Raw genomic sequence first — 18,429 nt, 5'->3', positions numbered from 1 at the left:
GCGGGGAAGCTGGCGACAACGTCGGCGTTCTGCTGCGCGGCATCGACCGTGACGGCGTCGAGCGTGGCCAGGTTCTGGTGAAGCCGAAATCGGTGACCCCGCACACCAAGTTCGAAGCCGAAGCCTATATCCTGACCAAGGAAGAAGGCGGCCGCCACACCCCGTTCTTCGCGAACTACCGCCCGCAGTTCTACTTCCGCACGACGGACGTGACCGGGACGGTGAAGCTGCCGGAAGGCACGGAAATGGTGATGCCGGGCGACAACCTGAAGTTCGAAGTCGAACTGATCGCACCGATCGCGATGGAAGAAAAACTGCGCTTCGCCATCCGCGAAGGCGGCCGCACCGTCGGCGCCGGCGTGGTGTCGAAAATCATCGAGTGATCCGAAGCCCTCGGGCTAAAGGATATCGTGATGGAAGGCCGCCCCTCGGGGCGGCCTTTTTCGTGTGTTGAAGGGGGAGCTGCGACCGCTCTTCGTCCCGTCTGGTAGTTCCCTGTCTGCTCAGGCAAATTAGACGAAAGGGCCACATGGTCCTGTCTGGGCGCGGCCATCACCGCGAGGGAGAAGGAGTGGAAAATGCCACAAAGACCCACGATAGTGCTTGTCCACGGCTTTTGGGGAGGTGCCGCGCACTGGGCCGGCGTCATCAAGGAGCTTCACAAGCGCGGCTATCACGACCTGCGCGCGGTCGAGAATCCGCTGACCTCGCTGGCTGACGATGCCGAACGCACCCGCAAGATGGTCAAGCAGATCCATGGCCCGGTGGTTCTGGTCGGCCACTCCTATGGTGGCGCCGTCATAACCGAGATGGGCGATCTGCCGAATGTTCAGGGGCTGGTTTATGTCGCGGCCTTTGCACCGGACGCAGGCGAAAGCCCGGGCGGGATAAGCCAGGCGAAGCCGCCGGAGGCATTCCCGAACCTGGCCCCCGACAGTGATGGCTATCTGTGGATCAAACAGGACAAATTTCACGAAAGCTTCTGCCAGGACCTGCCCGAAGATGAGGCGCTGGTGATGGCCGTCACTCAGAAAGCGCCACTGGCGAGCACCTTTGGTGACAATGTTACTGCGCCGGCGTGGAAGGCCAAGCCGTGCTGGTATCAGGTTTCGACCCATGATCGGATGATCGATCCCGAGAATCAGGAAATGATGTCGGGCCGGATGAATCCCAAGAGAGTGGTGCATCTTGCCGCGAGCCATGCCTCGCTTGCCTCGCATCCCGAAGAAATCGCCGATCTGATCGACGAGGCCGCGACAGAAACAGGTTATTGAACGGGTCGGAAGCAGGGCTGTCGCGATGGGATAGGTGGCGCAATTGGTCAAGGTCGTGGCTAGCCGCCCCTTGACCAAGCCCTATCCCTGACGCTATACGCGCGCATCGCGACCGAATCCGCCTTTCACACAAGGATTCGCTTGCATCTGACGGGGCCGCCCCCTATAGGGCGGCTTCGCAGTTTTTATACAGGTCCGATGCTGGCGCCGCGTGGTGTGTCGTCAGCCTCTCGACTGGAACCCTCAAAGCTCCGAGGGATGACGATGCAAAGTCAGAATATCCGCATTCGGCTGAAGGCGTTCGATTACCGCGTGCTGGATGCCAGCACTCAGGAAATCGTGAACACCGCCAAGCGCACGGGTGCCACGGTTCGCGGGCCGATCCCGCTGCCGAACAAGATCGAAAAATTCACCGTTCTGCGCGGTCCGCACATCGACAAGAAGTCGCGTGACCAGTGGGAAATCCGCACGCACAAGCGCCTGCTGGACATCGTCGACCCGACGCCGCAGACCGTTGACGCGCTGATGAAGCTCGACCTCGCCGCTGGCGTGGATGTCGAGATCAAGGTGTAAGGAGGCGACAATGCGTACGGGTGTTATCGCCAAGAAGCTGGGCATGACCCGGCTGTTTCTGGAAGACGGCCGCCAGGTTCCGGTGACCGTTCTTCATCTCGACAATCTGCAGGTCATCGACCAGCGGACCGCTGACCGTGACGGCTATGTTGCCGTCCAGCTGGGTGCAGGCGAGGCGAAAGCCAAGCGGACCACCGCCGCGCTGCGCGGTCACTTCGCCAAGGCCGGTGTCGCGCCGAAGCGCAAGGTTGCCGAATTCCGCGTCTCGGAAGACAATCTGGTCGCCGTCGGCGAAGAGATCGTTGCTGACCACTATTTCGCTGGCCAGTTCGTCGACATCGCCGGTACCTCGATCGGTAAAGGCTTTGCCGGTGCGATGAAGCGCCACAACTTCGGTGGTCTGCGCGCCTCGCACGGCGTCTCGGTCAGTCACCGTTCGCACGGTTCGACCGGCCAGTGCCAGGACCCCGGCAAGGTGTTCAAGGGCAAGAAAATGGCAGGTCACCTGGGTGCCGTTCGCGTCACCACGCAGAACCTGCAAGTGGTCAAGACCGACAGCGAGCGTGGCCTGATCATGGTCAAGGGCTCGGTGCCGGGTTCGAAAGGTGGCTGGGTCGTCGTCAAGGACGCCGTCAAGAAAGCCCTTCCCGAAAACCTGATCACCCCGGCTGCGACCCGTTCGAAGCTGAAGGAAGCTCAGCGTATTGCGGAAGAAGCTGCTGCTGCCGCCGCTGCCGAGGAAGAAGCCGCCCGCGAGGAAGCCGCCCGTCTGGCCGCCGAGCAGGAAGCTGCAGCGCTTGCCGAAGCAGAGGCATCGATTGCCGCTGACAAGGAAGCTGCCGACCCGAATGCGGACCAGGCTGACGATGCCGCTCCGGAAGGGGAGAACAAGGAATGAAACTCGATGTGATCAAGCTGGACTCGGGCAAAGCCGGGTCGATCGAGCTGGCCGACGAGATCTTCGGGCTTGAACCGCGCGGCGACCTGCTGCAGCGCGTCGTGCGCTGGCAGAACGCCAAGGCGCAGGCTGGTACCCACTCGGTGCTGGGCAAGTCGGAAGTGTCCTACTCGACCAAGAAGATCTATCGCCAGAAAGGCACCGGCGGCGCACGTCACGGTTCCCGCAAGGCGCCGATCTTCCGCAAGGGTGGTGTCTACAAGGGCCCGACCCCGCGTTCGCACGCCTTCGATCTGCCGAAGAAAGTGCGCGCCCTGGGCCTGAAGCATGCCCTGTCGGCGAAAGCCACCGCAGGTGAACTGGTCATCATCGAGGATCTGAACCTCGCCGATGCCAAGACCTCGGTTGTCGCCAAGGCCGTGAAAGAAAACGGCTGGAAGCGCGTGCTGGTGATCGACGGTGCCGAAGTCAACGAAGGCTTCGCCCGCGCCGCGCGCAACATCGAAGGCGTGGATATTCTGCCGTCGATGGGCGCCAACGTCTATGACATCCTGAAGCGTGATACCCTGGTCATCACGCGGGCTGGTGTCGAAGCTCTGGAGGCTCGCCTGAAATGAGCGCGAAAGCTGAACATTACGACGTGATCCGCAAGCCGATCATCACCGAGAAAGCGAGCCTGGCAGGCGAAAGCAATGCCTTCGTTTTCGAAGTGGCGATGGACGCGAACAAGCCGCAGATCAAGGAAGCTGTGGAAAACCTGTTCGACGTCAAGGTCAAAGCGGTCAACACGACCGTGACCAAAGGCAAGACCAAGCGTTTCCGCGGCCGCCCCGGCGTCCGTTCGGACGTGAAGAAAGCCTATGTCACGCTGGAAGCCGGCAACACGATCGACGTGTCCACCGGTCTGTGATCCAGACTTGAAAGATTGCGGTCTCCGTTATACGGGGACCGCTTGAGCATTTGACGAAACAAAGCAACGGAAGACAGAAAGATGGCACTCAAGTCGTATAAACCGACGACGCCTGGCCAGCGTGGGCTGGTTCTGATCGACCGTTCGGAGCTTTGGAAAGGTCGTCCGGTCAAATCCCTTACCGAGGGTCTGACCAAGAAGGGCGGCCGGAACAACACCGGACGGATCACCATGCGCCGCAAGGGCGGCGGGGCAAAGCGCCTGTATCGCATCGTCGATTTCAAGCGCACGAAATTTGATGTTCCGGCGACGGTCGAGCGGATCGAATACGATCCCAACCGCACCGCGTTCATCGCACTGATCAAATACGAAGACGGCGAGCAGGCCTATATCCTGGCTCCGCAGCGTCTGGCCGTGGGTGACACCGTCGTCGCTGGCACCAAGGTCGACGTGAAGCCCGGCAACGCCATGCCCTTCAGCGGCATGCCGATCGGCACGATCGTCCACAACGTCGAACTGAAGACGGGCAAAGGCGGTCAGATCGCCCGCTCGGCAGGCACCTATGCCCAGTTCGTCGGTCGTGACGGTGGCTATGCCCAGATCCGTCTGTCCTCGGGCGAGCTGCGTCTGGTCCGTCAGGAATGCATGGCGACCATCGGCGCTGTTTCGAACGCCGACCACTCGAACCAGAACCTTGGTAAGGCTGGCCGCAACCGCCACAAGGGCATCCGCCCGAGCGTCCGCGGTGTTGCGATGAACCCGATCGATCACCCGCATGGTGGTGGTGAGGGCCGTACCTCGGGTGGCCGTACGCCGGTGACCCCGTGGGGTAAGGACACCAAGGGTAAGAAGACCCGCTCGAACAAGTCGACCGACAAGTACATCCTGCGGTCGCGTCACGCGAAGAAGGGGCGTTAATCCATGGCACGTTCTATCTGGAAAGGCCCGTTCGTCGACGCCTATGTGTTGAAGAAGGCCGAAAAGGCCCGCGAAGCCGGCAAGTCCGACGTGATCAAGATCTGGTCGCGCCGCTCGACGATCCTGCCGCAATTCGTCGGTCTGACCTTCGGCGTCTATAACGGTCACAAGCACATCCCCGTCGCCGTGACCGAGGAAATGATCGGCCAGAAGTTCGGTGAATATTCGCCGACGCGGACCTATTACGGTCACGCCGCCGACAAGAAAGCGAAAAGGAAGTAATCGTCATGGGTAAGGAAAAGAATCCGCGCCGCGTGGCCGATAACGAAGCCATGGCCAAGACCAGCATGCTGCGCACCTCGCCGCAGAAGCTGAACCTGGTTGCTGGCCTGATCCGTGGCAAGAAGGTCGAAAAGGCCCTGGCCGATCTCACCTTCTCGAAGCGCCGCATCTCGGGCGACGTGAAGAAGTGCCTTCAGTCGGCAATTGCCAACGCCGAAAACAACCATAACCTGGACGTCGACAACCTGGTCGTCGCCGAGGCATGGGTCGGCAAGAACATGGTCATGAAGCGGGGCCGTCCGCGCGCCCGTGGCCGGTACGGCAAGATCATGAAGCCGTTCTCGGAAATCACCATCAAGCTGCGCGAGGTCGATCCGGCCGCCGCGGCCGCTGCTGCGGAGGCCAAGAAGGCTGCCCGCAAGCCCGCCAAGGCGACCACCGCAGAGGAGCAAGCGTAATGGGTCAGAAGGTTAACCCCGTCGGGATGCGCCTCCAGGTCAACCGCACCTGGGACAGCCGTTGGTACGCCGACGACAAGGACTACGGCAACCTGCTGCTCGAGGATCTGAAGATCCGTGAATTCGTGCACAAGGAAGCCAAGCAGGCCGGCATCAGCCGCGTCATCATCGAGCGTCCGCACAAGAAGTGCCGCGTGACCATTCACGCTGCGCGTCCGGGCGTCATCATCGGCAAGAAGGGCGCCGATATCGAAGTTCTGCGCAAGAAACTGGCGCAGTTCACCGATAGCGAGCTGCACCTGAACATCGTCGAAGTCCGCAAGCCGGAACTGGACGCTCAGCTGGTCGCTGAATCTATCGCGCAGCAGCTGGAGCGCCGGGTTTCGTTCCGCCGCGCCATGAAGCGCTCGGTTCAGAACGCGATGCGCATGGGTGCCCTGGGTATCCGCGTCAACGTCGCCGGCCGTCTGGGCGGTGCTGAAATCGCACGGACCGAATGGTACCGCGAAGGCCGTGTGCCGCTGCACACGCTGCGCGCCGACATCGACTATGCGCTGTCCGAAGCCATGACCCCTTACGGGATCATCGGCATCAAGGTGTGGATCTTCAAAGGCGAGATCATGGAACATGATCCGCAGGCCCGCGACCGCAAGGCTGCCGAGGCTCAGGAAGGTCCGGCACCGCGTGGCCCGCGTCGCGACGCCCGCTAAGGAGAAGGTGAAATGCTGCAACCGAAACGGACGAAGTTCCGCAAACAGTTCAAGGGCCGCATCCACGGCGAAGCGAAGGGCGGATACGATCTGAACTTCGGTTCCTTCGCCCTGAAAGCGACCGAGCCCGAGCGCGTCACCGCGCGCCAGATCGAAGCGGCCCGCCGCGCGATCACCCGTCACATGAAGCGTCAGGGCCGGGTCTGGATCCGGGTGTTCCCGGACGTTCCGGTTTCGTCGAAACCGACCGAAGTGCGTATGGGTAAAGGTAAAGGCTCGATCGATTACTGGGCCGCCCGCGTCCACCCCGGCCGGATCATGTTCGAGATCGACGGCGTGAACGAGACCATCGCCCGCGAGGCGCTGCGTCTTGGCGCGATGAAACTGCCGGTCATGACCCGCATCGTGGAACGCACCGACTGGTAATCCCGGTCGTCGCGTAGACAAAGATCGAAGGCCCCGCCGCGCAGGCGGGGCCTTTGTGTTTCGATCTGCATCGGCCAGGTATTCCGCGCGGGCAGGGCGGTCAAAGTCGCCTGAGCGCGGCGGCGCCAGAAAAAGCCGGGATGCGGTAGAAATTGCTTGTCATCCAGCCGGAACCGGCCTATAGGCACGGCTTCATCACGAAACTCCACCGGATAAAGGGTGGCCCGCGAAGCGGGGCTCTCCGGTGATGTTGAAAGGATCAAGGGGCATGAAAGCCGCCGAACTGAAAGAAAAAACGCCCGAGCAGCTGCAAGAGCAGCTGGTTGCGCTGAAGAAGGAAGCGTTCAACCTGCGCTTCCAGCAGGCCACTGGCCAGCTCGAATCGACCGCGCGCATGCGTGCCGTCCGTCGCGACGTTGCCCGCGTGAAGACCGTTCTGAACCAGAAAGCGGCCGACGCCGCTGCCTCGAACTAAGGGGACACTGATATGCCCAAACGCATCCTGCAAGGCACCGTGACCTCGGACAAGAACGAGCAGACCGTGACCGTCCTGGTCGAACGCCGCTTCAAGCACCCGCTGCTGCACAAGACCGTGCGTTCGTCGAAGAAATACCGCGCCCATGACGCGGATAACCAGTTCAAGGTTGGTGACACCGTTCGTATCATCGAATGTGCGCCGATCTCGAAAACCAAACGCTGGACCGTTCTGACGGACGACGCGCAAGCGTCGGCCTGAGGTCCAGATATATTCGAAACCCTGGGGCGGCACGCATCGCCGACCCCAAAGGTCGGGAGTAAACCATGATCCAGATGCAAACCAATCTGGATGTAGCTGACAACTCCGGCGCTCGCCGGGTGCAGTGCATCAAGGTTCTGGGTGGTTCGCACCGTCGCTATGCGTCGGTGGGCGACATCATTGTCGTTTCCGTTAAGGAAGCCATCCCGCGCGGTCGCGTGAAGAAAGGTGACGTCCGCAAGGCCGTCGTCGTGCGCACCGCCAAAGAAGTGAAACGCGAAGACGGCACCTCGATCCGCTTCGACCAGAACGCCGCCGTCATCCTGAACAACCAGGGCGAACCGGTCGGCACCCGTATCTTCGGGCCGGTCGTGCGCGAGCTGCGTGCGAAGAACTTCATGAAGATCATCTCGCTCGCTCCGGAGGTGCTGTAATGGCTGCCAAGCTGAAAAAAGGCGACAAGGTCGTCGTCCTTGCCGGCAAGGACAAGGGCAAGCAGGGCGAAATCACTGCGGTGATGCCGAAGGACGGTAAGGCCGTTGTCGACGGTATCAACGTCGCACTTCGCCACACCCGTCAGTCGCAGAACAGCCAGGGCGGCCGCATCGCCAAGTCGATGCCAATCGACCTGTCGAACCTCGCGCTGCTGGACAAGAACGGCAAGGCGACCCGTGTTGGCTTCCGCGTGGAAGGCGACCAGAAGGTCCGTTTCGCCAAGACCACGGGAGACGTGATCTGATGCTGGACCAAGCCAATTACACCCCGCGTCTGAAGTCGGTCTACAAGGACCAGATCCGCGCCGCTCTCAAAGAAGAGTTCGGCTACAAGAACGACATGCAGATCCCCAAGCTGGACAAGATCGTCCTGAACATGGGCATCGGCGAGGCCGTCAAGGACACCAAGAAGGTCAAGCAGGGCGCAGAAGAGCTGTCGCTGATCGCTGGCCAGAAGGCTGTCATCACCAAGGCGAAGAACTCGATCGCCGGTTTCCGCGTTCGCGAGGAAATGCCGCTGGGGACCAAGGTCACCCTGCGCGGCGACCGGATGTATGAATTCCTGGATCGCCTGATCAACATCGCGCTGCCCCGCGTCCGCGACTTCCGCGGCGTGAAAGGCACCTCGTTCGACGGTCGCGGCAACTATGCCATGGGCCTGAAAGAACACATCGTGTTCCCGGAAATCAACTTCGACAAGGTCGACGAAGTTCTGGGGATGGACATCATCATCTGCACCAACGCGAAGACCGACGCGGAAGCGAAAGCGCTGTTGAAGCATTTCAACATGCCGTTCAACAGCTGATCGCGAGGGGAAAGAAGATATGGCTAAGAAATCCATGGTCGAGCGCGAGAAGAAGCGCGAACGTCTGGTTGCGCAATACGCTGAAAAGCGCGCCAACCTGAAAGAGATCATCAACGATCAAGAACGTCCGATGGAAGAGCGTTTCAAGGCTTCGCTGAAGCTGGCTGAACTGCCGCGCAACTCCTCGGCGACGCGTCTGCACAACCGGTGCCAGCTTACCGGCCGTCCGCATGCGTATTACCGCAAACTGAAACTCAGCCGGATCATGCTGCGCGAGCTCGGCTCGCAGGGCCAGATCCCGGGCCTGGTCAAATCGAGCTGGTAAGGGGGCGACAATGAATATGAACGATCCTCTCGGCGATATGCTGACCCGTATCCGCAACTCGCAGATGCGCGGCAAATCGACCGTCCGTACCCCGGCCTCGAAACTGCGCGCCTGGGTTCTGGACGTGCTGAAGGCCGAAGGCTACATCCGCGGCTATGAAGAAGTCACCACCGATGCCGGCCATACCGAGCTGGAAATCTCGCTGAAATACTTCGAAGGCCAGCCGGTCATCCGTGAGCTTGCCCGTGTCTCGAAGCCGGGTCGCCGCGTCTATGCCGGTGCCAAGGAAATCCCGCAGGTCCGTCAGGGTCTGGGCGTTTCCATCGTCTCGACGCCGAAAGGCGTGATGTCGGATGCAAATGCACGCAACGCCAATGTCGGCGGCGAAGTGCTCTGCACCGTATTCTAAGGAGGGCAGGATGTCTCGTATTGGTAAAAAGCCGGTCGAACTGCCCAAGGGCGTGACGGCGGAAGTCAAGGGCCAGACCATCGAGGTCAAAGGTCCGAAGGGCACCCGTACCTTCACCGCGACCGATGATGTGGACCTGAAAGTGGAAGACGGCAGCGTTGTCGTCGCTCCGCGCGGGCAGTCCAAGCGTGCGCGCCAGCAGTGGGGCATGACCCGCAGCATGGTTGCGAACCTGACGGTCGGCGTGTCCGAAGGCTTCAAGAAAGAGCTGGAGATCCAGGGTGTGGGTTACCGCGCCGCGATGCAGGGCAAGACCCTGAAACTGTCGCTGGGTTACAGCCACGAAGTGAATTTCGAAACGCCCGACGGCGTGACGATCACCTCGCCGAAGCAGACCGAAATCGTTGTGGAAGGCATTGACCAGCAGCTGGTTGGTCAGGTCGCCGCGAACATCCGCGAATGGCGCGCGCCGGAGCCCTATAAGGGCAAGGGCATCCGCTATAAGGGCGAGTTCGTGTTCCGCAAGGAAGGCAAGAAGAAGTAAGGGGCGCAAAAATGGCACTGAACAAAAGAGAGCTGTTCCTCAAGCGCCGCCTGCGCAACCGGAACAAACTGCGCGCGATCAGCAATGGTCGTCCGCGTCTGTCGGTCCACCGTTCGTCGAAGAACATCTCGGTCCAGGTGATCGACGACGTCAAGGGTGTGACCCTGGCGGCGGCGTCCTCGCTGGAAAAAGATCTCGGCGTGGTGGGCAAGAACAACGTCGAAGCCGCAGCCAAGATTGGCGCTGCGATCGCGGAACGTGCGAAAAAAGCCGGTGTCGAAGAAGTCATCTTCGACCGTGGCGGCTTCCTGTTCCACGGCAAGGTCAAGGCTCTGGCCGACGCAGCCCGCGAAGGCGGTCTGAAGTTCTGAACCTGTGGGCGGCGATCTCGCCGTCCCGATGATCCGGGGGCAGGGGGCCTGTGGCCATTCCTGCCCACTTGGATTGATACCAACGGCGCGGTTATGCGCCAGATATGAAGGAATGCCATATGGCAGAACGTGAAAACCGTCGGGGCCGTCGCGAAGAGCGCGAAGAAACCCCGGAATTCCAGGACCGTCTGGTCGCGATCAACCGCGTGTCGAAAACCGTCAAGGGTGGTAAGCGCTTCGGCTTCGCCGCTCTGGTCGTTGTCGGCGATCAGCGTGGTCGTGTCGGCTTCGGCAAGGGCAAGGCCAAGGAAGTGCCGGAAGCCATCCGCAAGGCGACCGAACAAGCCAAGCGCCAGATGGTCCGCGTGCCGCTGCGCGATGGCCGCACCCTGCACCATGACATCGAAGGCCGCCACGGTGCTGGCCGCGTCGTGATGCGCACTGCTGTCCCCGGTACCGGGATCATCGCCGGTGGTCCGATGCGCGCCGTGTTCGAGATGCTGGGCGTTCAGGACGTTGTTGCGAAATCGCTGGGTTCCCAGAACCCCTATAACATGATCCGCGCCACGCTGGACGGTCTGAAGCGCGAAGCTTCGCCCCGCGCCGTCGCACAGCGTCGTGGCAAGAAAGTCGCCGACATCCTGCCCTCGCAGGACAAGCCGGCCACTGAAGCCGCCGAAGCGTAAGGAGAGGCACAATGGCTAAAACCATCGTCGTCAAGCAGATCGGTTCGCCGATCCGCCGCCCCGCCGTTCAGCGCGAAACGCTGAAAGGCCTGGGCCTGAACAAGATGCACCGCACGCGTGAGCTGGTAGACACCCCGGCCGTCCGCGGCATGGTCGCGAAGATCCCGCACCTCGCGGTGATCATCGAAGAAAAGAACTGAGATCGAGGCCGGGGCGACCCGGCCTTTTTCTTTTGGGTGCCCCAAGCGCGGCACTCCATGCCCTGCGCCGCCTGTCGCGCGGGGCGTTTTCGTTGGCAAGTGGGCCGAATTAACCTTTCGCTAACCAGCCCCGTCTACCCTGACCTCGTTGATCCCCGCGAACGAGGACCTGGACGTGCGGCTGACGATTCGCTTCTGCCTGCTAATGTTGTTGACCTGCGCCGGCGCGGCCAAGGCCGGCCCCTGGCCGCGAGAGAAGGGGGCGGTCTTTCTGTCCTTTTCCGGGGAACTCGACCGTGAAGGCAACAGCTATACCGGCCTTTACGGCGAATACGGGATGAATGCCCGTGACACGCTGGGTTTCGAGCTTGGCCACAGCAGTGCCGGTGAAACCAGCGCGATGGTCTGGTGGCAACGGGCGTTGGACAAGGGCACGGGAGCGGACCGGATCACCGTCTCGACCGGGATAGGCGCGCTGCGACGCGACGGCGCGTTGGTGCCGCTGGCGCAGATCGGCGGGTCCTGGGGGCGGGGCTGGGACAGCCTGCCACTACTGCGGACGGTTCGGGGCGGCGGTTGGCTGGCGGTCGATGCGCGGCTGAAAATCGCCGCACCGATGAAGGACGAGGACGAGCTTGCGACAATGGCGGGGCAGGGCGGCAGTCTGCTCAGCTATCTGACGCCCGAGATGACGGCCAAAATCGACGCGACACTTGGTTGGCATGCGACGGGGTCGATGATGCTCATCAATCAGTTGCGGCTGGAGGACCGCGACGATATCGGCTTCTCTGGCAAGCTGGCAACGACCCTGGTGCGCGATTTGGGCGGTCCGGCCAAGGGCGAGCTTGGTGTGGTTCTGCCGATCTGGGGCGAAGGCGACCCGGCCGTCAAGCTGGGCGTCTGGCTCGCCTTCTAAGATCCCGCGGGCATCGCGCGGGGGGCTTGAATGCCGCGGCCGCGCGCGCTATACGCCGCCGGTGCCCATCGGCACTGATTCAAAAATCAAGAAACGCCGTGTCCGCCCCCTTCGCTTCATGGGGCGCTTCCGGCTTCAGGAGAAGCGATATGAAACTGCATGAAATCCGCGACAACGAAGGCGCGAACCGCAAGAAAAAGCGCGTGGCGCGCGGTCCGGGCTCGGGCAAGGGTAAAACCGCTGGCCGCGGTATCAAGGGCCAAACCTCGCGTTCGGGTGTCGCACTGAACGGTTACGAAGGCGGCCAGATGCCGCTGTACCGCCGCCTGCCGAAGCGCGGCTTCACCGCGCCGAACGCCAAGACCTTTGCCGTCGTGAACCTGGGCCAGATCCAGTCCTTCATCGACGCGGGCAAGCTGGACGCGAAGAAAGCCGTGACCGAAGACGCACTGGTCGATGCCGGTGTTGTCCGTCGCAAGCTGGACGGCGTGCGCGTCCTGGCGAAGGGCGAGCTGAAAGCCAAGCTGGACATCACCGTGGCAGGTGCCTCGAAATCCGCGATCGAGGCGATCGAGAAGGCCGGCGGCAAGATCACCGTCACCATCCCCGCCCGCGAAGTCGCCGCGGCCGAGTGATTGTGCTTGTGAGGGGACGCCCGTCCCCTTACATACAGCACCGAGTTTCCTTAAGCGCCGCGGGATCTCCACAGGTCCGGCGGCGCTTTCACGATCAAGACCCGCAAACTGGGGGCGAATATGGCGTCAGCCGCAGAACAGATGGCCGCAAACCTCTCCTGGGGGGCGTTTGGCAAGGCCACGGAACTTCGTCAGCGAATCTGGTTCACGCTTGGACTGCTGATCATCTACCGCCTTGGCACCTATATTCCGGTCCCCGGCATTGACGGCGCCGCGCTGCGCAACTTCATGGAGCAGGCGCAATCCGGCCTTGGCGGGATCCTGTCGATGTTCACCGGCGGTGCGCTTGGCCGGATGGGCGTCTTCGCCCTGGGCATCATGCCCTATATCTCGGCCTCGATCATCGTGCAGCTGCTGGCCTCGATGGTGCCGGCGCTGGAACAGCTGAAAAAAGAGGGCGAGCAGGGCCGCAAGAAGATCAACCAGTACACGCGATACGCGACAGTGGCGCTGGCGCTGTTCCAGGCCTACGGGCTTGCGAAATCGCTGGAGGCTGGCGGTCTGGCCCATGATCCGGGCCTTTTCTTCCAGGCGAGCGTTGTGATCACCCTGGTCGGCGGCACCATGTTCCTGATGTGGCTGGGTGAGCAGATCACCGCGCGCGGCATCGGCAACGGTATTTCGTTGATCATCTTCGTGGGCATCGTCGCCGAGATCCCGGCGGCATTGGCGCAGTTCTTCAGTCAGGGCCGTTCGGGCGCCGTCTCGACGCCGGTTATCATCGGTATCCTGCTGATGGTGGTGGCCGTGGTGGCCTTCGTGGTGTTCATGGAGCGCGCCCTGCGCAAGATCCACATTCAGTACCCGCGCCGTCAGGTCGGCATGAAGATCTATGACGGGCAATCCTCGCACCTGCCGATCAAGGTCAACCCGGCCGGCGTGATCCCGGCGATTTTCGCCAGTTCGCTGCTGCTGTTGCCGATTACCATCTCGACCTTCTCGGGCAACCAGACCGGGCCGATCATGTCGCGCGTGCTGGCCTATTTCGGCCCGGGCCAGCCGCTTTACCTGATCTTCTTCGCCGCGATGATCATCTTCTTCGCCTATTTCTATACTCAGAACGTCGCCTTCAAATCCGACGACGTGGCTGAAAACCTGAAGAATCAGGGCGGCTTCATTCCGGGCATTCGCCCCGGCAAACGGACCGAGGAATACCTCGACTACGTCGTCAACCGCGTGCTGGTGATCGGCTCGGCCTATCTTGCCGCAGTCTGCCTGCTGCCCGAGGTGATCCGCAGCCAGCTGGCCGTGCCCTTCTATTTCGGTGGTACTTCGGTGCTGATCGTGGTCTCGGTCGTGATGGATACGATCAACCAGGTGCAAAGCCACTTGCTTGCGCACCAATATGAAGGTCTGATCGAGAAGTCCCAGCTGCGCGGCAAGCGCAAGCCGGGCGCTACAAAACCACGCAAGGCCCCGGCGCGCCGCTGACGCGCCGGAACTCAAGCAAAAAGGGAAGAGGGACCCCATGACCGTGAACATCATCCTTCTGGGGCCTCCGGGCGCGGGCAAAGGCACACAGGCCCGTCGCATGGTCGAAGGTCGGGGCCTCGTCCAGCTTTCCACTGGCGACATGCTGCGCGAGGCGCAGGCCTCGGGCACGGAAATGGGCAAGCTGGTCGCTCAGGTGATGAAGGATGGCAAACTGGTCACCGATGAAATCGTCATCGGCCTGATCCGTGAAAAGCTGGAAAACACCGACGCGCCGGGCTTCATCTTTGACGGCTTCCCGCGCACCCTGGCTCAGGCCGACGCGCTTGGCAGCCTGCTGGACGGCATGGGTCAGAAGGTCGACGGTGTGATCGAGATGCAGGTCGATGACGCCGCTCTGGTCGAACGCATTTCGGGCCGTTACACCTGCGGCAATTGTGGTGAGGTCTACCACGACACCACCAAGCCCACCAAGGTCGAGGGCGTCTGTGACGTCTGCGGCTCGACCGATCTGCGCCGCCGCCCTGATGACAATGCTGACAGTCTGAAAACCCGGCTGCTGGAATATTACAAGAAGACCTCGCCGCTGATCGGTTACTACTATGCCAAGGGCGATCTGCATCCCGTCGATGGCATGGCCGAGGTGGACGACGTCGAGGCCCAGATGGAAACTGTGCTGAAAAGCCTGTAACCGATCCCGCCCGGAGGGGGCTCCGGGCGCTTTCATTCTGGCGCAAATATCCCGGGGGAAGGCCGCAGGCCGTGGGGGCAGCGCCCCCCATCTCTTCGCCGCTGGCCTGAAACCTCACTGACAGTTGACAATCGGGCGAATCGCCACTAGGTCACAGCATCCCTGCAAGGGGAATCACCATTCCGGTGAAATCGTTAAGGCCCGAAAGCCGTCTTTCGGGCCTTCGGTTGTGAAAAAAGGTTCCGGTGCTACGGAACCGCAACATGAAAAGGAAAACGCGTGGCTCGTATTGCTGGCGTCAACATTCCGACGGGGAAACGCGTCCCCATCGCACTGACCTATATCCACGGGATCGGCCCCCATTTCGCCGGTCAGATCGTCGAAGCCGTCGGGATCGATCCGACCCGCCGCGTCAACGATCTGTCTGATGCCGAAGTGCTGCAGATCCGCGAATACATCGACGCCAATCTGACCGTCGAAGGCGACCTGCGCCGCGAGACGCAGATGAACATCAAGCGCCTGATGGACCTGGGTTCTTACCGTGGCCTGCGTCACCGTCGTGGCCTGCCGGTCCGCGGTCAGCGCACCCACACCAATGCCCGCACCCGCAAGGGCCCGGCGAAACCGATCGCCGGCAAGAAGAAGTAAGGAGGCAGGCAGATGGCACGTGACAAGACGCGCACCAAGCGCAAGGAACGCAAGAACATCGCCACCGGTGTGGCGCATGTGAACAGCTCGTTCAACAACACCAAGATCCTGATCTCCGACGTTCAGGGCAACGCGATCTCGTGGTCCTCGGCTGGCACCATGGGTTTCAAGGGCTCGCGCAAATCGACCCCTTACGCTGCCCAGATGGCCGCGGAAGACGCCGGCAAGAAGGCGCAGGAACACGGCGTCCGCACGCTGGAAGTTGAAGTTCAGGGCCCCGGCTCTGGCCGCGAATCGGCGCTGCGCGCGCTGGCGGCTGTCGGCTTCAACATCACCGCGATCCGTGACGTTACCCCGATCGCCCATAACGGCTGCCGCGCGCCCAAGCGTCGCCGCGTCTGATCGGACCTGATTAACCCGTCCGCGCCGCATCGCTGCGGCGCGGACGGGAATTTTCGCATTTCACCTCGGGCGTTCCGATTGCTGGTCATGGGATCGGAACAGGTATGGAGGCAATCGCATGATCCACAAGAACTGGGCTGAACTGATCAAGCCTGCGCAGCTGGACGTCAAGACCGGCGCCGACGCGACCCGCGTCGCGACCGTCACGGCCGAACCGCTGGAGCGGGGCTTTGGCCTGACGCTCGGCAACGCATTGCGTCGGGTGCTGCTGTCCTCGCTGCAGGGCGCGGCGATCACCAGCGTGCAGATCGACAACGTGCTGCATGAATTCTCGTCCGTCGCCGGTGTGCGCGAGGACGTGACCGACATCGTCCTGAACCTGAAGGGCGTGACCCTGAAGATGGACGTGGAAGGGACCAAGCGCCTGACGCTGTCGGCCAAGGGCCCGGGCGAGGTCAAGGCCGGTGACATCCAGGAAACCGCTGGCATCACCATCCTGAACCGCGACCATGTCATCTGCCATCTGGATGACGGCGCTGATCTGAACATGGAACTGACCGTTGCCCCGGGCAAGGGTTATGTCGCCGCCGACAAGAACCGTCCCGAAGACGCGCCCATCGGTCTGATCCCGATCGACGCCATCTTCTCGCCGGTCAAGCGCGTCAGCTATGAAGTCACCCCGACCCGCGAAGGTCAGGTGCTCGACTATGACAAGCTGACCATGAAGGTCGAAACCGACGGTTCGCTGACTCCGGACGACGCTGTGGCTTACGCCGCGCGCATCCTTCAGGACCAGCTGTCGGTCTTCGTGAACTTCGACGAGCCGGAAGCGGCTCGTGCGCAGGACAGCGATGACGGTCTGGAATTCGATCCGCGCCTGCTGAAGAAAGTGGACGAGCTGGAGCTGTCGGTCCGCTCGGCAAACTGCCTGAAGAACGACAACATCGTCTATATCGGCGACCTGATCCAGAAAACCGAAGCCGAGATGCTGCGCACCCCGAACTTCGGCCGCAAGTCGCTGAACGAGATCAAGGAAGTGCTCTCGGGCATGGGCTTGCATCTTGGGATGGACGTCGTGGACTGGCCGCCGGAAAACATCGAAGATCTGGCCAAGCGCTTCGACGATCAGTTTTAATGGGAAGGTGCGTGTGAACACGCACCCTACCGCAAGACCGTAGGGTGCGTGCTCGCACGCACCTTGCAACACCCGGGCATCCTGCCCCAAGGAGAGCGGCTTTCACGCAAGGGCCGCCAGACAAAGCAAAAGACGTTAAAGGAGAAACATCATGCGTCACGCACGTGGCTATCGCCGCCTTAACCGCACCCACGAACACCGCAAGGCGCTGTTCGCCAACATGGCCGGCTCTCTGATCGAGCACGAGCAGATCAAGACGACCCTGCCGAAAGCCAAGGAACTGCGTCCGATCGTCGAAAAGCTGATCACCCTGGCAAAACGCGGCGATCTGCACGCCCGCCGTCAGGCCGCTTCGCAGCTGAAGCAGGACCAGTACGTCGCCAAGCTGTTCGAAGTTCTGGGCGAGCGTTACAAGGACCGTCAGGGCGGTTATGTCCGCATCCTGAAGGCCGGCTTCCGTTACGGTGACATGGCCCCGATGGCCATCATCGAACTGGTCGACCGCGACACTTCCGCCAAGGGCGCCGCCGACCGTGCGCGTCTGGAAGCCGAGGAAGCCGCCGAAGACTGATTCGGCGATTCGGTCTTTCGGATCGAAATTCGGACCCCGCAGCGTCGCCGCTGCGGGGTCTTTTCCTGTCTGAAACGACAGTACGTTTCACGAAAAAGGCAACTTGAGCTTCGGTGGTAAACTGTGCTGGCGCCCCGTATATTGCGTTTTCCCCAAGGAATCCGACGAAAAACATGCAAGATGTGTGCCTTGGCAAAGTTGGTTAACTACATCTTGTGATTGGGTTGAATGATTCCGCTTCACTTGGTGCGCGAAACGAGCCAAGGTAACAACGAACGCAATTGAGACAATTTGACTAAAAGCACATATGTCCGCACGCGCAGAAATCACCGCTATCCTGAACAAGCTTAACCCGCTTGCTCCGAAAGGATATTTCATCGGCCTGCATATCCGTTTTGCAGCGCCCATCATGCAATTTCAAACCTACGGCAGGGAATGGTCGGAACATTATTCGACCAAGGCCTATGCCCTGCGCGATCCGATGATCGCCTGGGGCTTCTCGACCAACGGCGCCGTCCGCTGGTCGGCCATTCCTGTCCCGGATCCGTTCAATATTCTGGGTGACGCCGCCGCGTTCGGGATGAAGTACGGCGTAGCCATTTCACATGGTCCGATCAGCTCGCGCTCGATCTGCGGGATGACCCGCGAAGACCGTGAGTACACCGATTCCGAGATCGAACAGATCTCGAAACTGATCCGACAGCTTCACGAACTTACGGAGCCGCCGGAGAGCCTCACAAAGGCTCAAATCGAGGCCCTTCGGTGTATTGCGGAGGGCGATCGCCATGCAGCAGCGGCTGCCAAACTTGGCATCACCGAAAGCGCGTTCAAGGCCCGGCTCATCTCTGCTCGGGAACGTTTGATGGCCCGGACTACCGCCGAAGCGCTTCAAAGGGCCAAGGAATACCGTCTGCTGTAGGG

30 protein-coding genes and 1 pseudogene are annotated in these 18,429 nt (G+C 61.5%); all 31 read left to right on the top strand.

The annotated features are described in order from the left end of the window. Window positions 1-383 (top strand): EF-Tu C-terminal domain-related protein (locus tag G7044_RS16995; RefSeq protein ID WP_456238500.1); only part of this gene is annotated, 383 nt, incomplete at its 5' end. Between the two features lie 195 nt (window positions 384-578). Next, complete coding sequence (locus tag G7044_RS16990; RefSeq protein WP_166331056.1) at window positions 579-1,274, top strand: alpha/beta hydrolase; 696 nt, start codon at window positions 579-581, stop codon at window positions 1,272-1,274. 264 nt (window positions 1,275-1,538) lie between these two features. Next, window positions 1,539-1,847 (top strand): 30S ribosomal protein S10, encoded by a 309-nt coding sequence (gene rpsJ / locus G7044_RS16985; protein WP_042247848.1) that lies wholly within the window; start codon window positions 1,539-1,541, stop codon window positions 1,845-1,847. A gap of 10 nt (window positions 1,848-1,857) precedes the next feature. Beyond that, complete coding sequence (rplC, locus tag G7044_RS16980; protein ID WP_166331054.1) at window positions 1,858-2,745, top strand: 50S ribosomal protein L3; 888 nt, start codon at window positions 1,858-1,860, stop codon at window positions 2,743-2,745. Continuing rightward, on the top strand, window positions 2,742-3,362 hold the full coding sequence (gene rplD / locus G7044_RS16975) for a 50S ribosomal protein L4 (protein WP_166331052.1): 621 nt from the start codon (window positions 2,742-2,744) through the stop codon (window positions 3,360-3,362). The genes rplC and rplD overlap by 4 nt, the downstream gene beginning before the upstream one ends. Further along, window positions 3,359-3,655 (top strand): 50S ribosomal protein L23, encoded by a 297-nt coding sequence (locus tag G7044_RS16970; RefSeq protein ID WP_166331050.1) that lies wholly within the window; start codon window positions 3,359-3,361, stop codon window positions 3,653-3,655. Before rplD ends, G7044_RS16970 begins: the two co-directional genes overlap by 4 nt. Before the next feature lie 81 nt (window positions 3,656-3,736). Further along, a complete protein-coding gene (gene rplB / locus G7044_RS16965) occupies window positions 3,737-4,573 on the top strand; it encodes a 50S ribosomal protein L2 (RefSeq protein ID WP_166331048.1) in 837 nt (278 codons plus the stop codon). Window positions 4,574-4,576: 3 nt separating this feature from the next. After that, window positions 4,577-4,855: a 30S ribosomal protein S19 gene (rpsS, locus tag G7044_RS16960; RefSeq protein WP_166331046.1), complete on the top strand. Its 279-nt coding sequence runs from the start codon at window positions 4,577-4,579 to the stop codon at window positions 4,853-4,855. A 5-nt stretch (window positions 4,856-4,860) separates the two neighbouring features. Continuing rightward, window positions 4,861-5,238: pseudogene (gene rplV, locus G7044_RS16955) on the top strand (50S ribosomal protein L22); the annotation flags it as partial. A 74-nt stretch (window positions 5,239-5,312) separates the two neighbouring features. After that, on the top strand, window positions 5,313-6,023 hold the full coding sequence (rpsC, locus tag G7044_RS16950) for a 30S ribosomal protein S3 (RefSeq protein ID WP_166331042.1): 711 nt from the start codon (window positions 5,313-5,315) through the stop codon (window positions 6,021-6,023). A gap of 12 nt (window positions 6,024-6,035) precedes the next feature. Beyond that, the gene (rplP, locus tag G7044_RS16945) at window positions 6,036-6,449 is read left to right on the top strand and encodes a 50S ribosomal protein L16 (protein WP_166331040.1); all 414 of its coding nucleotides are present in this window, start codon (window positions 6,036-6,038) and stop codon (window positions 6,447-6,449) included. Window positions 6,450-6,717: 268 nt separating this feature from the next. Next, complete coding sequence (gene rpmC, locus G7044_RS16940; protein WP_166331038.1) at window positions 6,718-6,924, top strand: 50S ribosomal protein L29; 207 nt, start codon at window positions 6,718-6,720, stop codon at window positions 6,922-6,924. Between the two features lie 12 nt (window positions 6,925-6,936). Continuing rightward, the gene (gene rpsQ / locus G7044_RS16935) at window positions 6,937-7,185 is read left to right on the top strand and encodes a 30S ribosomal protein S17 (RefSeq protein ID WP_166331036.1); all 249 of its coding nucleotides are present in this window, start codon (window positions 6,937-6,939) and stop codon (window positions 7,183-7,185) included. A 65-nt stretch (window positions 7,186-7,250) separates the two neighbouring features. Further along, window positions 7,251-7,619 carry a 50S ribosomal protein L14 gene (gene rplN / locus G7044_RS16930; RefSeq protein ID WP_036703723.1) on the top strand — a complete coding sequence of 123 codons (369 nt, stop codon included), beginning with the start codon at window positions 7,251-7,253 and terminating at the stop codon, window positions 7,617-7,619. Next, window positions 7,619-7,924 (top strand): 50S ribosomal protein L24, encoded by a 306-nt coding sequence (gene rplX / locus G7044_RS16925; RefSeq protein ID WP_166331034.1) that lies wholly within the window; start codon window positions 7,619-7,621, stop codon window positions 7,922-7,924. Before rplN ends, rplX begins: the two co-directional genes overlap by 1 nt. Further along, the gene (gene rplE / locus G7044_RS16920; RefSeq protein WP_166331032.1) at window positions 7,924-8,484 is read left to right on the top strand and encodes a 50S ribosomal protein L5; all 561 of its coding nucleotides are present in this window, start codon (window positions 7,924-7,926) and stop codon (window positions 8,482-8,484) included. The genes rplX and rplE overlap by 1 nt, the downstream gene beginning before the upstream one ends. Window positions 8,485-8,503: 19 nt before the next feature. Then, window positions 8,504-8,809 carry a 30S ribosomal protein S14 gene (gene rpsN, locus G7044_RS16915; protein WP_166331030.1) on the top strand — a complete coding sequence of 102 codons (306 nt, stop codon included), beginning with the start codon at window positions 8,504-8,506 and terminating at the stop codon, window positions 8,807-8,809. Between the two features lie 10 nt (window positions 8,810-8,819). Continuing rightward, window positions 8,820-9,218 carry a 30S ribosomal protein S8 gene (gene rpsH, locus G7044_RS16910; protein ID WP_207630350.1) on the top strand — a complete coding sequence of 133 codons (399 nt, stop codon included), beginning with the start codon at window positions 8,820-8,822 and terminating at the stop codon, window positions 9,216-9,218. 10 nt (window positions 9,219-9,228) lie between these two features. After that, window positions 9,229-9,762, top strand: a complete 534-nt coding sequence (gene rplF, locus G7044_RS16905; protein WP_166331028.1) for a 50S ribosomal protein L6 — start codon at window positions 9,229-9,231, stop codon at window positions 9,760-9,762. An 11-nt stretch (window positions 9,763-9,773) separates the two neighbouring features. Next, on the top strand, window positions 9,774-10,133 hold the full coding sequence (rplR, locus tag G7044_RS16900) for a 50S ribosomal protein L18 (RefSeq protein ID WP_166331026.1): 360 nt from the start codon (window positions 9,774-9,776) through the stop codon (window positions 10,131-10,133). 119 nt (window positions 10,134-10,252) lie between these two features. After that, window positions 10,253-10,819: a 30S ribosomal protein S5 gene (gene rpsE, locus G7044_RS16895; protein WP_166331024.1), complete on the top strand. Its 567-nt coding sequence runs from the start codon at window positions 10,253-10,255 to the stop codon at window positions 10,817-10,819. Window positions 10,820-10,830: 11 nt separating this feature from the next. Beyond that, complete coding sequence (rpmD, locus tag G7044_RS16890; protein WP_166331022.1) at window positions 10,831-11,019, top strand: 50S ribosomal protein L30; 189 nt, start codon at window positions 10,831-10,833, stop codon at window positions 11,017-11,019. 175 nt (window positions 11,020-11,194) lie between these two features. Continuing rightward, on the top strand, window positions 11,195-11,935 hold the full coding sequence (locus G7044_RS16885; protein ID WP_328803871.1) for a hypothetical protein: 741 nt from the start codon (window positions 11,195-11,197) through the stop codon (window positions 11,933-11,935). 149 nt (window positions 11,936-12,084) lie between these two features. Continuing rightward, window positions 12,085-12,570, top strand: coding sequence for a 50S ribosomal protein L15 (rplO, locus tag G7044_RS16880; RefSeq protein WP_166331020.1), 486 nt, complete (start codon window positions 12,085-12,087; stop codon window positions 12,568-12,570). Window positions 12,571-12,690: 120 nt separating this feature from the next. Next, a complete protein-coding gene (gene secY, locus G7044_RS16875; RefSeq protein WP_166331018.1) occupies window positions 12,691-14,061 on the top strand; it encodes a preprotein translocase subunit SecY in 1,371 nt (456 codons plus the stop codon). Between the two features lie 37 nt (window positions 14,062-14,098). Continuing rightward, entirely contained in the window at window positions 14,099-14,752 is a 654-nt protein-coding gene (locus tag G7044_RS16870) for an adenylate kinase (RefSeq protein ID WP_166331016.1), read from the top strand. Window positions 14,753-15,031: 279 nt separating this feature from the next. Further along, entirely contained in the window at window positions 15,032-15,400 is a 369-nt protein-coding gene (gene rpsM / locus G7044_RS16865) for a 30S ribosomal protein S13 (protein ID WP_166331014.1), read from the top strand. A 12-nt stretch (window positions 15,401-15,412) separates the two neighbouring features. Next, entirely contained in the window at window positions 15,413-15,802 is a 390-nt protein-coding gene (gene rpsK / locus G7044_RS16860; protein ID WP_166331012.1) for a 30S ribosomal protein S11, read from the top strand. Between the two features lie 118 nt (window positions 15,803-15,920). Further along, window positions 15,921-16,937, top strand: coding sequence for a DNA-directed RNA polymerase subunit alpha (locus tag G7044_RS16855; protein WP_166331010.1), 1,017 nt, complete (start codon window positions 15,921-15,923; stop codon window positions 16,935-16,937). A 151-nt stretch (window positions 16,938-17,088) separates the two neighbouring features. Beyond that, window positions 17,089-17,508 carry a 50S ribosomal protein L17 gene (gene rplQ, locus G7044_RS16850; RefSeq protein WP_166331008.1) on the top strand — a complete coding sequence of 140 codons (420 nt, stop codon included), beginning with the start codon at window positions 17,089-17,091 and terminating at the stop codon, window positions 17,506-17,508. 307 nt (window positions 17,509-17,815) lie between these two features. Beyond that, window positions 17,816-18,427, top strand: coding sequence for a helix-turn-helix transcriptional regulator (locus G7044_RS16845; RefSeq protein ID WP_166331006.1), 612 nt, complete (start codon window positions 17,816-17,818; stop codon window positions 18,425-18,427). The last annotated feature ends 2 nt before the right edge of the window (window positions 18,428-18,429 follow it).

Origin of the sequence: Paracoccus xiamenensis (genome assembly GCF_011308835.1) — a bacterium.
In the GTDB taxonomy this organism is placed as follows: Bacteria; Pseudomonadota; Alphaproteobacteria; order Rhodobacterales; family Rhodobacteraceae; genus Paracoccus; species Paracoccus xiamenensis.
The sequence above is the reverse complement of the archived record's forward strand: the minus strand, read 5'-3'. Positions and strand labels throughout refer to the sequence as shown.